Annotated in this window: 13 protein-coding genes and 2 pseudogenes; 1 reads left to right on the top strand and 14 read right to left on the bottom strand. The window is 58.3% G+C overall.

The window, feature by feature from the left end; genetic code table 11:
• Positions 1-82 precede the first annotated feature (82 nt).
• The 14 genes and pseudogenes from DWU99_RS14570 to DWU99_RS14505 form a co-directional block, all read right to left on the bottom strand.
• Positions 83-1,603, bottom strand: coding sequence for a glycosyltransferase (locus DWU99_RS14570; RefSeq protein WP_158543291.1), 1,521 nt, complete (start codon positions 1,601-1,603; stop codon positions 83-85).
• A gap of 121 nt (positions 1,604-1,724) precedes the next feature.
• Complete coding sequence (locus tag DWU99_RS14565; RefSeq protein WP_115478790.1) at positions 1,725-2,960, bottom strand: MFS transporter; 1,236 nt, start codon at positions 2,958-2,960, stop codon at positions 1,725-1,727.
• The gene (locus tag DWU99_RS14560) at positions 2,950-3,693 is read right to left on the bottom strand and encodes an HAD family hydrolase (protein WP_115478789.1); all 744 of its coding nucleotides are present in this window, start codon (positions 3,691-3,693) and stop codon (positions 2,950-2,952) included. The genes DWU99_RS14565 and DWU99_RS14560 overlap by 11 nt, the downstream gene beginning before the upstream one ends.
• Before the next feature lie 44 nt (positions 3,694-3,737).
• Positions 3,738-4,679: an extracellular solute-binding protein gene (locus tag DWU99_RS14555; RefSeq protein ID WP_115478788.1), complete on the bottom strand. Its 942-nt coding sequence runs from the start codon at positions 4,677-4,679 to the stop codon at positions 3,738-3,740.
• Complete coding sequence (gene nudK / locus DWU99_RS14550) at positions 4,676-5,251, bottom strand: GDP-mannose pyrophosphatase NudK (RefSeq protein ID WP_115478787.1); 576 nt, start codon at positions 5,249-5,251, stop codon at positions 4,676-4,678. Before nudK ends, DWU99_RS14555 begins: the two co-directional genes overlap by 4 nt.
• A gap of 14 nt (positions 5,252-5,265) precedes the next feature.
• Positions 5,266-6,156: an S-methyl-5'-thioadenosine phosphorylase gene (gene mtnP / locus DWU99_RS14545; protein ID WP_115478786.1), complete on the bottom strand. Its 891-nt coding sequence runs from the start codon at positions 6,154-6,156 to the stop codon at positions 5,266-5,268.
• A complete protein-coding gene (locus tag DWU99_RS14540) occupies positions 6,153-7,256 on the bottom strand; it encodes a fatty acid desaturase family protein (RefSeq protein ID WP_115478903.1) in 1,104 nt (367 codons plus the stop codon). Before DWU99_RS14540 ends, mtnP begins: the two co-directional genes overlap by 4 nt.
• Before the next feature lie 20 nt (positions 7,257-7,276).
• Entirely contained in the window at positions 7,277-7,972 is a 696-nt protein-coding gene (locus DWU99_RS14535; protein ID WP_115478785.1) for an HAD family hydrolase, read from the bottom strand.
• Complete coding sequence (locus DWU99_RS14530) at positions 7,969-9,318, bottom strand: NAD(P)/FAD-dependent oxidoreductase (RefSeq protein WP_115478784.1); 1,350 nt, start codon at positions 9,316-9,318, stop codon at positions 7,969-7,971. Before DWU99_RS14530 ends, DWU99_RS14535 begins: the two co-directional genes overlap by 4 nt.
• Positions 9,305-10,438 carry a DegT/DnrJ/EryC1/StrS family aminotransferase gene (locus tag DWU99_RS14525; protein ID WP_115478783.1) on the bottom strand — a complete coding sequence of 378 codons (1,134 nt, stop codon included), beginning with the start codon at positions 10,436-10,438 and terminating at the stop codon, positions 9,305-9,307. The genes DWU99_RS14530 and DWU99_RS14525 overlap by 14 nt, the downstream gene beginning before the upstream one ends.
• Complete coding sequence (locus tag DWU99_RS14520) at positions 10,435-10,941, bottom strand: NUDIX hydrolase (RefSeq protein ID WP_115478782.1); 507 nt, start codon at positions 10,939-10,941, stop codon at positions 10,435-10,437. Before DWU99_RS14520 ends, DWU99_RS14525 begins: the two co-directional genes overlap by 4 nt.
• A 7-nt stretch (positions 10,942-10,948) precedes the next feature.
• Complete coding sequence (locus tag DWU99_RS14515; protein ID WP_115478781.1) at positions 10,949-12,055, bottom strand: DegT/DnrJ/EryC1/StrS family aminotransferase; 1,107 nt, start codon at positions 12,053-12,055, stop codon at positions 10,949-10,951.
• Positions 12,048-13,172 (bottom strand): Gfo/Idh/MocA family protein, encoded by a 1,125-nt coding sequence (locus tag DWU99_RS14510; RefSeq protein ID WP_199535807.1) that lies wholly within the window; start codon positions 13,170-13,172, stop codon positions 12,048-12,050. The genes DWU99_RS14515 and DWU99_RS14510 overlap by 8 nt, the downstream gene beginning before the upstream one ends.
• 338 nt (positions 13,173-13,510) lie before the next feature.
• Positions 13,511-13,885 (bottom strand): annotated as a pseudogene (locus tag DWU99_RS14505) (DDE-type integrase/transposase/recombinase); the annotation flags it as partial.
• Here DWU99_RS14505 and DWU99_RS14500 point away from each other — a divergent pair.
• A pseudogene (locus tag DWU99_RS14500) lies at positions 13,868-14,676 on the top strand (IS5 family transposase); the annotation flags it as partial. The pseudogenes DWU99_RS14505 and DWU99_RS14500 overlap by 18 nt on opposite strands.
• Between the last annotated feature and the right edge of the window lie 523 nt (positions 14,677-15,199).

The raw sequence follows: 15,199 nt of genomic DNA, 5'->3' as shown, positions 1-15,199 counted from the left end.
AACCTGACTAACTAGCTGGACGTCTAAAGGTATGTCGGCCGAATCCATTTCCCCCATGGCGCGCCCAAGTTATGCGCGCCACTCATCCATTGACCGGCGACCGCATTTCATCCGCGACTTCTCGCAAAGGATGGTTTGCCACGTTGGCCGGCACCTGAACCTCTTGCGCCGAATCAATCGCGTCCAGGACGCGGGCGTACTGCTCGAGGTGATAGGAGGTCAGGAACAGGTCGCGCACGCGCTCTGTCGCCTGAACCCCCAGCCGTGTCGCCAGACATTGGTCATGGCTAAGCTTCTCGAGTGCTTCGCTAAAGGCGAGCTCGTCATGGGGATCGGTCAGCAATAGTCCGTGCTGGCCATGAACAATCTGGTCCTGGATGCCGCCAACGGCACTCGCCACCACCGGACGTCCTTTCCACATGGCTTCGGTCACGGTAAGGCCGAAGCCTTCCTTCAGACTCTTTTGCACGATGATCGCGGCGTGTCGCTGTATGGCGTTGACGATAGCGGCATTTTCCTCGCGGTCCTCCATCGGCAAGGACACGAGATGAATGCGCTGCCTGATAGGTGCGGGCAACACCTTCCAGGCGCCGATCACGCTGTCGAGTACGGCACGCCCTTCCGGATCATCCGTAACCGATGTGACATCAGGCCCCACCAGCGCCAAATGAGCGTCGACGGAAACAACGCGGAGGATAAGATTGACGAACCCACGAATGACTCCGACCGGATCCTTAAGCGGGTCCCAGCGCGACACCTGCACGATCAGTGGCGTCTCCCAGCCTGGAGCCGTACCCTCACGCACGATGTCGGCTTTGGATGTGACCAGCGCCGGCGTCCCGTCTTCTCGCGTGAAGCGCGGCAACACTTCCGCCCATGCTTCGCCACGTATCAAGCCGGTATGGACAAGGATGGATTTGACCGTTTTCTCATCCATATTCTGATTCTTGGGTGAGAACGCGTCGATGGAAGGCGTAATGACAAAGCTGCGTTGCGACTTTAGAAACTCCGGGATGTACTCCTTCCTGGAAAACACCGTTGCAAAAACGTGCCTCAGGTAATGCCCGACGAAATGCCACGCCAGATCCGTATGTTCATTCACTACATCAGCGCCGATGTGGCTGCGCCAGAGAACCGTGGCCCCGTGCTTGACCAGTGCCGGCGCCAGCCCCGCGCTCTGCGGGTCGTGCAGAAGCACAATGTCCCCGGGCTTGATGAGGGGGAGAAGTTGCAGAATGTTTTCCTTGAGCGTTGCGTCGTAGATGGCCTGTTCTTTTTCTCCCAGGTCGGATCCATCGCCAAGCGCACCGTGAAAAGCATGGTGCATGCGCTTGGTGATCTTGAAGAAATCCGCATGTCCGCCAAGCACGAGCCAACGCGTATGGATGCCCAGTCCGCGCGCATATGCCAGCTGCGACTGCAGCATTTCCGCCACGCCGCCGCCGCGCGAAGTTGAATTGATATGCCACCACGTCCGGCCATGTAACTGACCCGAGGCGCGCTTTGCGAGCTCCGTGAGCTCGCGCGCGCCACCGGGCCCGATCAGGCTCGAAAAGCAGTCAAATGGTGCAGAGCGAAGGCTGACTTCCGTGATGGATGACATCGAGGACCTACCGGCAACAATCATTGACGATGAATAACCAGACAAAGCGATGAGCGTCTCAGCGTTCCACGATCACGTGGTGAACGAGGCATCGGCGTGTCGAGCCCTGCTCCTCCGGCCATCAGGATTCGAGCGCGTAGCTGGGCAGGCTTTCCTGCACTGGCTTTGGCTCCTTGATGTAAAGCGCCAGTATCGAGATGAGAACGCCGCCCACGATCACCAAGCCGAACGCAAACCTCAATCCGTAAAGCTCGGCCAACCCACCGATGAGTGCAGGACCGCTCAGAAAGCCCGTGTAACTGATGGTTGTAATGATCGACGTCACCTGCCCGGCCTTGTCCGGCGCAACGTCGCCACCGATCGAATAGGCCACCGGCGCGAGGCCTGACTGGGCCACGCCACAGAACAGGAAGCCGGCAATCACGATCCATGGAATCGTACTGGACAGCGCGATGACCATGCCCAGCGCGGTAAGTACACCGGAGATACGCAGCAACGCGCACCTGCCAAGACGCGTCACGACATATCCGGTAATAAAGCGCCCGAGCGACATGGCTGCGTATACGCCGGCCGGCGCGATCGATCCGATCAGCACAGGAACGCCAAGCGAAATGCGCAAATAGATGCTCGACCAGGTCTGGAGCGCGTTCTCCGACAGGAAGCTCAAGGTGGTAATCGCCGCGACCAGCAGCACCGTCGGCACCAGCAGCAGGTTGATCGCACTGACGTTTCCGCCAGCCGGCTTCGGCGGCGATACCTTGGCATGCGCAAGCACGGGGTTGCTGGTGACCAGTATGCTCACCACAAGCATGAGCACGGCAAGCCCTATGTAGATCCACCGGAAGGGAACGGCACTGGAAAGCAGATAACCGGCGGACAGGCCCGAAATCGCAGCAACGCCGCTGAACGCACCGTGGAAATAAGCAATGACTCGTCGCTTGGTGGTGCGCTCGATATGGATGGCCGCGGCATTGATGGCTACGTCGTATGCACCGGACGATCCATAAAGAATCGCCATCGCAGCACAAAACGTCACGTAGTTTCTCGCCAGTGCAAAGCACAGCAGGCCGGCTGCCAGAAGCAGCGCCGTCATGGCCATCAACGCCCTCGGGCCGAGCTTATCGACAAGACGCCCGCTGATGAGCATGCTGGGGATCGAAGTCGACACGCCGAAGGTCATGGCCGCGCCCAGTGCTCCAGTGGAAAGCTTGAGCGCCTCTTGAAGATCGACCAGCACGACGTGACAGATGCCCCACATCATGCCGAATGCGCAAAAAGCTCCCACCACCGACCAGAGCGCGATTCGCTCGGCACCATGCAAGCTTCCTGCGTGCACCTGGCCAGGGTCAGTCGTCATGCGCGCTTTCTGCCAGATCCTTCCTGTCCGCGGAGATGTATTCGTCTAGTTCCGGCGCTTCCACATCAAACAGCGGATAGAGCATGGCGCGCATGGTCGGATCGAGGAAATTCCTTATCGCGCGCACCGCACCGGCTTCAAGTAACTTCGACTCCGGCAGTGACGTCAGCAGGCCGAAGGTTCGCAGGCCCGCGGAGGACGCCGATTTTACGCCCGAGTAGGAATCCTCGAAGGCAAAAGCACTTTCCGCGCGCGCGCCCAGAAGCTCCAGGGCAGTCAAATACGGCAGCGGGTGCGGTTTGCCATGGGTAAGCTCCTCGCCGAGGACGACCGTTTTGAATCGGTCTCGCAACCCGAGTCCGCTCAGCAGCAGCTCCGCGTTCTGTCGCGGAGCATTGGTCACCACCGCGATGCGGCAGCAGAACAGCTCCGCACGCTGCAGCAGTTCCAGCAATCCAGGAGCCGGCGTGAGATCGGTAAACAGGGAGCGGACGATCTCCTCTTTTTGGTTGGCGTACTGAGTGTGCTTGCTGCTGCTCTCGGCAGGGAACAGTTTGCGCATGATCTCGTCGTTGGAAAAGCCCATCACGTAGGTCTTGTAATAGTCCTCATCTATGTGCCGGTCGAATGTTTGAAGGAGTGTGTTGTATGCCTTCAGATGAAGGGCATCCGTATCGACCAGGGTTCCATCAAGATCGAAAAGTAGCGTCGCAGTAGGTTTTTTCCGAGACATAGATAACCACCTTCAGTCAGCAAAACGGCGCGAACGCGCCCTGTTCAATTGAAAAACCTTGACCATGCCGAGCACATCGCGTCACGGTCCTGGTTGGCCTTGGCGGCATTGATCGCCGTCATCGCAGGGAAGCGCGGATCGCCATCCTCAGGACTGCGTATATCGATGTCCTTCAGCACCACCTTGCCATACCGGCCGTAGGTTTCGCAGGCGGCGGAACTCATCGTCCAATCCAGTGCGCGCTGTGCCTGTGACAGGTGCCTTGATCCCGCCCTGATGGCAAAACTTTCCGGCTCGAAGGCAGCCGCATCGGAGGGAATCACCATGCGCACATCGACACCTTGATTCATCAGGCCGCATACGGCGGTAGACACCGTGACGCCAATGGCCGCTTCGCCATTGAGAACGGCCGAGCAAGGCTCGAACGCTGACCTGACCACGCGTGGCCTGCTATTGGCAACACGCCGGAACACCGAGTCCACATACGCCGAGCCGGACTTCTGGTTCAACGCCGTCACATGCAGGAATCCCGCGCCCGAGTAGGCGGGATCCGGTAACACGATCTCGCCACCGTAGTACGATTCGGCGAGCTCATTCCAGTTTCGCGGCACAGGCAATCCTTTCTCTTTCAGCCTGGCTTCGTTGACACAGAACGCCGGCACAAACGCCGACGGGCTGAACCACTTGCCGCCCTCGTCCCGTGCCTCCCGAGGCAGGCGATCCAGCTGCGCGCTGTCGAAGGTGGCCAGCAAGGTCTGAATCATCGGGTCGAGCAACTTGGTCAGTGACCACCCGAAAATGATGTCCCATTGCCCTGCATCGCCTTCCTGAAGAATGCGCTCGTGCAGCGCAGCCGTGGACACCCGGATCACCTTGATGTGGAGGTCCGGGTTATCCCGCTCTATCTGGCTCACATAGTCGGCAAGCTCGCCATCTTCCATCGAGCTGTAGGCGACAAGCGTATCGTCGGCGCCGGCATGGGTCATTTCAGCAGCCCCGCCAGCTTTGCGTATTGAAGCAACATGATGGTCTTGCCGTCGCGGATTTCGCCGCCTTCGACCATGGCCATGGCCTGCGCAAAGTCGAGCTCCAACACTTCGATATCTTCGCTGTCTACGCCGCCTCCGTCGCTCGTCTGGTTCCGTTCGGAATATTCACCAACGAAAAAGAATAGCTTTTCCGTGACCGATCCCGGACTCATGTACGCTTCAAAGACCTTGCGCACGCTGTCTATGATGTAGCCGGTTTCTTCCTCGGTTTCCCGCCGGATACAGGTTTCCGGATCGTCATTGTCGAGCAATCCCGCACAGGCCTCGATAAGCATCCCATCTAGGTTGCCATTTACAAACGTCGGATAACGGAACTGTCTGGTGAGAATGACGCCATTACGCGTCGTGTTGTACAGAAGGATGGTGGCGCCGTTGCCGCGGTCGTAGGCCTCTCGGCTCGTTGTTTCCCAGGTGCCGTTCCGCCGTTGGAAGTCAAACGTGGCTTTTTTTAGGACGTACCAGTTATCTGATAACAGCTGTTCTTTGATGTTGCGAATTCGCTCACTCACTCCAACCTCCCTCTTTAGATCTGGCGGATTCTTGAAACGACGAATTCAAAGCGCGAAAGCATCTCTGGATCGCGATGCGCCGGTGCTGTCATGATGGCCGTATCCAGCGCGCGATGGCAGCCGCACTGGCAGTCCTCCCCATTGACGCCGGACAGATAGGTTGTCGCGTCCGCGACCAGCGCATTGGCGCTGGCGCTGATCTTAGCCATGCGCTCGCTGATCATGCTTGCCGTCACCGGCGGTTCGCCGGAGAACCAACAATCGTAGTCGGTGGCCATGGCCACCATCGCGTAGCACATTTCCGCCTCGCGGGCGAGCTTGGCCTCGGGCATGCCCGTCATGCCGATGATGGTGCCACCCCATTGACGATACAGGTTCGATTCCGCCTTGGTCGAAAACTGCGGCCCCTCCATCACCACGTAGGTGCCGCTGGTGCGCAAGGCAAGCGCCTTTTCGCGCGAGACGTTGATCAGTGCATCGCGCATGCGCGCGCAGGTCGGGTCGCCGAACGGCACATGTCCCACCAGGCCGGGACCGAAGTAGGTTTTTTGCCGTTGGATCGTGCGGTCGATAAATTGGTCGACGACCACAAAGGTCCCAGGCGCGACGTTTTCATCCAGGCTGCCGACCGCACTCAGCGACAACACTTGCCGGCAGCCGATGTGCTTGAGGGCCGCCATGTTCGCCCGGACATTGATCGATGCCGGAGGCACGCGATGCCCCACTCCATGTCGTTGCAGAAAAGCGACATGAACATCACCGAGCTGTCCGGTCGTGATGTTGACCGGCGTGTCGCTGTACGGCGTCTTGATCTCGATGTGTTCGACGTGCGCAAGCCCCTGCAAGCCTTGCAGGCCGCTTCCGCCAATGACACCGATACTATGCTGCTTGCCCTGTAAGCTCATCCACCAATTCCCTGCACGCCAGAAGAGTGTTGTTCCAACTCACGGATGACCAACCGGTCGCGCAGCTCTGACAGGGCGGATGGCGCGCCATGTTTGGAAAAGATCAAACCTTCGCTGGCGTGGGCGGTGTAGCGGGAGTCGGTAATCTTGAGAATCCTGTCTATCGCCGGCAGGTAATTCCAGCGAACGCCCGGATACAAGGAATGCGCAAGGTGGTAGGCATCCGAGGTAGGGCTTACCAGGATGCGGACCATCCAGCCGCTGAAGCCGCAGTAGTCGGTGGGTCTGCCTGCCAGGTATTCGAGTTCGCGCCGATTCTCGAAGCTCCCGCTCACGAACCAGCGGTGCTCGGCCAGCAGTGCAAGCCAGGCGAGCAGCGCATAAGTGGTGAACAGCGGAGCGAACCAACCAAGCACGATGCCCTTCCATCCGGCCAGCAGAAAGAACGTCAACGCAAGCTGCAGCAGGCAGATGCAGCGGATCATCGTTGTCGCCTTGCTGTGGTTGAGTGTGCTGTTGCGAAGCATGGTGGTGATGTTCACCTTCAACCCTCCGGGTGTCAGGGGATAGAGCAAGCGCGCGTAAAATTGCCGCTCGGTCAGCGGATAAGCCATGCCACCGTCCCGGACCCTTGCTCGGTTCGGATCAAGGGAGATATGGTTCGGGTTCTTGTGGTGCTCGCGAGTATGGGTGACGTGCCGGCTATGCATGTCCCGCTTGAAAGCCGGAAACTGATAAAAGTAATCCGACAAGAACCATTGCCATGCATGCGACTTGCACAGCGCGAAATGCACGGCATTGTGGCCGAACTCCTGCAGCGCCCTGAACCGGCCGCCGATGATCACGATGGCCAGCCCCCAGACGATGGCATGATCGAAATGGTTGGCCAGCCATACCATCAAAAAAATTTCGATCCAGGTCCACAAGAAAGGAAGCGGTGCGAGCACCGCGTCGAATCGCTTGTAGTACGGCATCCTTGGTCCCTTTGGCCGCGGCAGCAGGTTCAGGATCTGCAGCACGCGCTCCTCATCCGCATAGTAGGCCCAGGTAATCAGCCGCAAGGCGATGTCGATCGCCACAAGCTTGCCGATCACCTCCATCACGTACGTCGTCGACGGTGTCATGGCGCAAACCCCCCTGTACGTTGCCCGGGCGCGCCGGGATGTTCGCTTTCTTGAAGGCGGACAAGAATTTCCCGCAATGAGTCGACAGCTTCGTTGCCCTTGTCACTCCTGGTCTGATGGCCACTCCTGACCATCAAAAAGGACCACCCCATCGACGTGGCCACTTCTGCATCGTGGTTGGTATCGCCGATGTAAAGGGTCCTGTGCGTAGCGACGCCTGAGCGATCCTGTAGCTCTCGGGCGATTCCCAATTTTCCGCGCGCGTGGTTATCGCCAAGACCGACCACGTACGTGAAATACCTCTCAAGCCCCTTAGTGCCCACGGTTTCGGTGAGAATGGATTGATGAGATGCTGACAAAATGGACAAAATTTTCCCTTCGTCAAGAAGCTTTTCCAACAATGCCACGGTGCCCTCGTACAAGGCGCACTGAAAGACATTCCGATCGAACACGCTCAGATAGTTCTTGATGACGTCGTCAAAGAGTCGATTCTCCACCTGGAAGCCTAGGTCGCGGTAAAAGTCCCGGATCGGAAAACGAAACTTGCTGCGATACTCGTCACGGCTGATGGCGTTCAGCCCGTAGAGGTTGCAGCACCGATTCACCGCCCGGACGGCCAGGTCGACGTCGTCGATCAGGGTCCCATTCCAGTCGAAGACGATATGTTGCGCATCAAGCAGGAGCTGTCTCATAGCCACTCCTTGCTGCGCTTGAACATCGTCAGTTTGTCGAGCAGCACCCCGCCGACGATCTCCGGGCGGAATAGCTGGCCAGACGGCGTGACTAGGTTGGTGACACCGATCTGCGTCTTCAGCGCCAAGCGATGCTTGGCCGAAAGCCGCCCTATGCCCATGCCATACCAGTGGCGCAGACGAACAGCGGGCGTCCGATGCCCGATGGTTTCCGGAAACCGGAGATCTTCCTCGGTCGCCATGTTCCAGGCAGGCTCCACCACCTTGCTCACTTCTTTCTGGATCTCGTGCGCGCTGATCCTTCCGGCCAGAAAACCGCCCAGCATCTTGCGGAAACAGTTCGCTTCCAGGGCGCACAACGTCATGCCCTGGCTGTATAGGGGATTGAGGCTGTACAGCGCGTCGCCAAGCACGAAATAGCCCTCGGGCCACCGCGTGAGCAAGTCGAAACGACGGCGCAGACTGCCGGGCATGCCGAAGCCGAAGACATCGGAAAGCGGCTCGGCTTGCCGGATGATCTCGTAGATGTCGGGCACAGGAAGCTGGCCGAGATAGTCCAGGAACTGCTCTGGGTTCGGCTTGGGGTAATGACCAAACCAGCCGCCCGTGGTGACCAGCCACCGATCTCCTTCGATCGGGCTGATCACACCCATGCAGCGCTGTTGCGGCGGCTTGGGCAGGACCAGCAGTACTTTCCACAGATCCCGATATTTCGGATCCCTGCGGTAGATGCGCGACGCATAACCCAGACGGGTTTCCACCAGGTCCTGCTGGACGCACTCCTTGTCGCCGCAGAACTCGCCGATCCACTCGGAAGACCGCGAGCCGCGACCGCTGGCGTCGACCACAAGGTCAGCGAATTCCTCATGCTCGCTGCCACCGACGCGCAGCTTGACACCACTCACCCGCGTACCGTCGTAGCACAGTCCATACGTCGTTGCGTACGAGATGACCTTCACTTTCTCGTTGGAGCGCACCCGCTTGCGGACAACGTTGTCGATCAGGCGTCGGCTGCAGTAGTGCGCGCTGATGCCGGTCTTGTAGCGGTTTTTCCAGCGGCCGTATTGGTACCACTTGACGTCGTGGCCCAGATCCGCAATTTCGGCCCCCGCTTCACCAAGCTCATCCAGGAAGCCAGGAAAGATGTTTTCAAAGATCTGCTTGCCGCGCAGCAGCAGCAAATGAACATGGTGCTCCTGGGGAACGCTCTTGCGATACCCGGTTTCGTCGTCGAAGTCACCCTTTTCAATCACAAGCACGCGATCAAGATGCTTGGAAAGCACTTCGGCGGCGAGACAGCCCATCATGTTGCCGCCTATGACGATGGCCGTCTTAGGCGTACGCATGTTCGATACTTTCCGGCCGATAGCGGTTGAGTACGTGTGCGATGTGGACGAGGTCGTCCTCGCACAAGTCCGGATGCAATGGGATTGTAGTCAGTGACCTCAACAGCGACGTCGCGTTGGGGCAATGCCGGCTGTACTTCGCCAGCAACGGATACTCGTACAAAGGTCGATTGTCGTACTTACGGATATCAGAAGGGATTCCATGGCTGACCTGATGGCGAACCAAATCGCGGCCGTCGTGTCCAATCGCCTGCAGCAACAATGCATAGCCACTGGGGCTGCCACCTGGTGTGACAGGCAGCTCACGGAAGTGGGCGTTGTCGAGCAATGCCTTGAGCTTCTGCCGGTGGCCCTGGCGGATCGCCAAGTGCTGTTTCAACAACGGCGCGCGCGCTACGCCGAGCGCTGCCTGCAGGCCGCCCATTTTCAAGTTGATGCCGGGGCTCTTGCCGTCGAGATTGCCAAACCGTGTGTAGGACCTGACGCGTGATGCGACTGCCTCATGCTGCGACATCACGAAGCCACCTTCGCCGGTGGACATGAACTTGCAGTCATGCGTGCTGAAACAAGCCACGTCGCCATAGTGGGCCAGATATCGTCCGCGAAGACTGGCCATGTGTGCGTGAGCCAGGTCCAGCACCAGGGGGATGCGATGCTCGGCGGCGATACGTTGGGTCTCATCGACGGCAACCGGATACCCCCACATCGGCACTTCGATAATCACGCACGTCTTGGGCGATATCAGGCGAGCCAAATCATCAGGGCACAAACCGAAGCTGTTCGGCCTGACGTCGCAGAACACCGGCACCAGCCCATGCTCCAGCAACGGCAGCACCGTGCAGATGGGACAAGTGGGAGAAACAATGACCTCCTGTCCCGGCGACCAGTCGAATCCTTTGAGTGCGGCCATCACCGCGGCCGCTCCCGAGGAGACGGCCACCACATGCGGCACACCATAAATGGCGGTAATCGCCTGTTCAAATTCGAGCACGATAAGCGAGGTTCCCGTCAGCCCCGTCGCCAGCGCGCGCTCCAGGTAATCAATATCACTCGGCTGGCGATGGCTGCACAGCTCGGCGACCGCCCGAAATCCGGAGTCACCCGTCATGACCTTGCTCATAGGGGCGCCACCTTTTCGTCCACGCGTTGCCAAATGGCATCGTCCCTGAAGACGCCTTTGACCAGCGCGCGAAAATTCGGAAAGAGCGCTAGGCCTTCCAGGGCCGCCTCATCGAAGAAGCCCATCCCGGTGTTGCCCACGCGGCTTTCGTCGGCATGGTCTTTCACTCCACACAGGTAGATGAGATCGATGTGATAGTGAGGGTCTTTGGGATCGTTTATGAACTCGCAGAGAATCCGGTAAGGAACATGCAGCGCCGCCACATCGGCGGCCTCGTCGTCGAGCTTCCTGTCCCTGGCATCGAGGAATGTGGCAACGAGGCCTGTTTCTTCAAGCACCTCCCGCAACACCGCGGCATCCGGCGTTTCATCCGCTTCGATATGGCCGCCGGGGTACAGCCACACTCCAAGCTTCTTATGCCTCAGGAGAAAGACTTGCCGCTCGGCCTTCAGGACGAAGGCCGATGCCGTGAAATGTTTTTTGAGATGTGGCTTGGTGGACATTTGGTGATCAGTCTTCCGAGTAGTCGTTGATCAACTCAACGATGTAGCTCAGATCGTCATCCTTGAGATCAGGATGAACGGGAACCGTCGTCATGCTATTGAGCAGACGCTCGCCGTTCGGGCACTGCCTTGCATAGGCTGCCACCGCTGGAAATTCGTAAAGGCAGCGGCATCCATAGCGCTTGATGTCGGATGGAATACCGTTTTCGTCCAGATAATCGATGAATTTCCGGTTGTCGCGGAGGCTGAGGCTCAGGTTCAGGAAGTAGTAGTTCGGGCTGCTGTCGGCGATGATCTGCTTCTCGCTCACCTTCGGATGGGTAATCCGCGAGACGATGTAATGCGCGTTGCGGCGCCGGGCTTCGATCTGTCGTTCGAGATGCTCCAGACGGCTCCGGCCCAGGCAGCTCGATAACGCGGCAAGCTTGTAATTGAGTCCGAAGTCTTTGCCGTTGAGGTGGCCAAACCGGCTGTAGCTTCTGCAGCGATCGGCCAGCTCGAGATTGTCCGTCAGGATGAAACCGCCTTCTCCCGTCGCCAGCGGTTTGCGCTCATGCGTGCTGAAGCAGGACAGATCTGCGTAGTGCGACAAGTGCTTGCTGTTAAGCTTGCTACCATGGGAGTGAGCAAGATCCAGGATCAGCGGAATACTGCGGCCACGCGCTACTGCTTGCAGCTCGTCGACCTCGGTCGGATAACCCCACATGGGAATATCGATGATGGCCTTCGTGCGTGGTGTAATTACTTTGGCAAGATCTGACAGATCCACGCCAAAACCATGTGGGCGGGTGTCGACAAACACGGGCCTGGCGCCGGCACTCATCACCGGATAGACGGTGCAAAGCGGGCACGTGGGAGTCAGCACGACTTCGTCGCCGGGCTTGACGCCAAGCGTGCCCAGGGCAACGCTGATCGCCGCTGCGCCGGACGAGACGGCGACCGCGTGACGGCTGTCGAACCAGGCCGCCAGGGCTTGCTCATATTCCGTAACGATGTCGCTGGTGCCAGACAGGCTACCTGCCAGTCCTTCGAGAATGGCCGGCATATCCCCTTCGTAAACCGGCCGATATTTGTCAGAGATCACTCGATGCGAGATTTCACTGCGACTAGACATTAGCGCTCACCTTGCCTTGTCCGAGATCCGATGCTTGCAGGCTTGGCTTGTGGCCCTGGAGGAGATTCAGCGTGTCGATGGCAACCTCCGCTGCCAGCCGATCGCCCTTCTCGCACACCTGCTCGATGACTTCGTAGGTAGGAATAAGGTTGGCGAAGTCCGCTTCGAACTTGCCACCGGTTCGAATGGCGTCAAAGAAATCCTGCAGTTCACTCTGATAGCCGCTTCGCACGTAGCCTGAGTCCAGCGGTCCAGGGCGCCAATAGCCGCGCCAACGTTTATCGTTGCCACCCGCGCGGGTAACATGGTCGGGCTCGTGCAACGTGATATCCGACAGGTTGTCAAGGCGAACCATCGTCGACGTATCGCTGATCAACTTCATTTCGAATTCGAAGTAAGGGAACATCGTTCCAGTGAGGATTGACGCCGTTGCACCATTCTTGAAAGAGATGTTGATCTCGACGATCAAGCTGCCATTGTCATTCTGCACTTCCGATCGCGTTTCCTTGACGTCACCGCCAAAGAGCATGGCCAAATCAATGGTGTGGATGGCCTGCGCCAGCAGGAACGAGCGAAGCGTGGAATCCAGGCCCCACATTGGCGCCCTTGGCTTGTTCGCGTAGTGATTCAGCTGGATATGGGCCGTCCGACCGAATTGCGGCTCATTCTGGATCAGCCGCAGATGCTGAATCGACCTCGCGAATCGAAAATTCATCCCCACGCCGGTGACTAGCCCCGACTGGCGCGAAAGTTCAGTCAGCGACAAAAGCTCATTGAGCGTGAAGCACGGCGGCTTCTCGACAAAGACATGCACGCCACGATTCATCGCCAGCGTGGCGATATCTCGATGCGCCTGGGGTGGACACGCCACGACCAAGGCATCCAGTTTCGTATCGGTAAGCATCTTGGCGACGTCGTCGTACAGCTCGACATCCTTGACATGCCGATGCACGAGTCGCGCACGCTCGGCGACTCCATCGCACACAGCAACCACGTGAATATCAGGAGTTTGAAGCAGCGAAGGCAACAGATTCTCTTGTGATTGTGCGCCTATTCCAACAAGTCCAACCCTGACATTGCTCATAAACGGCCTCATATGCCTCAGAAAGAAGATCACGTTATTTACGAGTTACACCGTTGCAGTCATTTCACTGAATGCGAGCACGCGACCACCTGTCGTTGTAGGAACGCCGCGTTTGGCTATGAATCCCATCTATCGGCTCCTAGTTTTTTAGGGAGGACGCTCGTCGTCGTCCGAGCGCCAATGAAGCGCCATTCCGTCATCTCTCAATAGTCAGGAAACGACGATTAATACGTAGGCTCTGATCGCTGCGGCCTTGGGTCGGGAGTAAACCAAAATCAGTGTGTGTGCTGATGACGCGCCTGGTTGGGCCCGAAATGGAGTTCCCAGGATTTAGTGGGCACGCGATCGAGAGCGTTGTGCGTTGCCTCGAACTACTCAGGACTGATGACGCCTAGATAGCTGTGGCGGCGTGTTCGATTGTAAAGCTCATCGATGTGCTCAGAAATTTCCGCAACGTCAGCGTCGCGATTGGCGTAAATTCGTTTCTTGATGCGCTCTTTCTTTGGGCTTCCGAAGAAGGACTCGGCGACGGGGTTATCCCAACAGTTTCCTCGGCGACTCATGCTCGGCTCAAGATGATTTGCCTTGCAGAAGCGTCTCCACGCGTTGCTACCATACTGCGTTCCTTGATCCGAATGGATCAACGTGTGGCGAGGTCGGCGATGACGTACAGCCTTGGTAACAGCGTCCAAGACAAGTTCTTGGTGAATCGTTGGTTTGGCTGACCACCCAACAATCTTGCGAGAGAGCTGCGCCTCCACTTCCTGCAGCAGCGGTACGCGTTGAGCGATCCTTCGATGGAAGAAGCCCTATACGACTCGGCATCGATGCGCCGGTTCGTGGGCATCGATTTGGGCCATGAGCCGGTGCCGGACGAAACGACGGTATGTAAGTTCCGCCACCTACTGTAAAAGCACCGGCTGGCCACGCCGCTGTTCAAGACAGTGAGCCAGCATCTGCACGACCATGGCCTGAAGCTTGCGCAGGGCACGATCGTGGACGCTACCATCCTTGGGCGGCACCCTCGACCAAGAGCTGGGCCAAAGCACACGACCCGCAGATGCACCAGACCAAGAAGGGAAACCAGTGGTTTTTTGGCTTGAAGGCGCACATCGGTGTGGATGAAGCGACCGGTCTAGTGCACTGTGTGATGACGACCGCGGCCAACGTGGCGGACGTCACGCAAGTGGAGCATCTGCTGCATGGTCGTGAGAAAGCCGTGTTTGGCGATGCTGGCTATACCGGTGCAGTCAAACATGCCAAGGCGAAGCGCGGCCGGCGCTGGTACATCGCGATCAAGCGCAGCGCGGTCAAGGCCATCAACGACGTGAAGCTGCGCGAGCTGACCACGCAGATCGAACGCGCCAAAGCACCGATTCGCGCAGCGGTTGAGCCTGCCTTCCGGGTCATCAAGCGCCAGTTTGGCCATGTGAAAGCCCGTTATCGCGGCTTGACCAAGAACGGCGCGCAGGTGCTGGCGCTGTTTGCGCTGAGCAACGTTTGGATGGCTCGCAAGCACCTGCTGGCGCAGGCAGGATGGATGCGCCTTGGGCACGCCTCGCGGTGGCAAAACGGGGCGCGAAACAGCGCCGAACCGAGTGTGACGGCTGCGGGTGAGGGTCAAGCGAGAGCGATTATCGGCTGCTGCCGTCAAAAACGAGGGATGATCAGAGCATCCTTAGACCGCAGAATCAGGACGGTTAAATCGACTTGGCTTTGGGGACAATACGTCTGTGAGTCGGTACGTAGATTGCTGGCCCTCTCATTCTGACGAGCGGCAAAAAGGTGAGTGCGTAGTTTTACCTATTCAACAACGCACTCTGACCCTGAGGTTTCCCCACGTTTTGCGACCGAAAATCGCCCACAAAACAGGGGATGGATTTAGAACGGCATGCCACATGCTTTTTTTACTCGTCATCCCGGCGCAGGCCGGGATCCATTTTGAATAACGGTGCGAAGCACTCAACAACTGAAAAGCTTTCCAGTGTGCTGCGCACGCTTATTTCATTGGATGACCAGCTTCGCTGTTGTGAAGCGCTTCCGGCCTGCGCCGGGATGAC

This window comes from Dyella psychrodurans (assembly GCF_003363265.1).
In the GTDB taxonomy this organism is placed as follows: Bacteria; Pseudomonadota; Gammaproteobacteria; order Xanthomonadales; family Rhodanobacteraceae; genus Dyella_B; species Dyella_B psychrodurans.
This window is presented reverse-complemented; position numbering and strand designations above follow the sequence as displayed.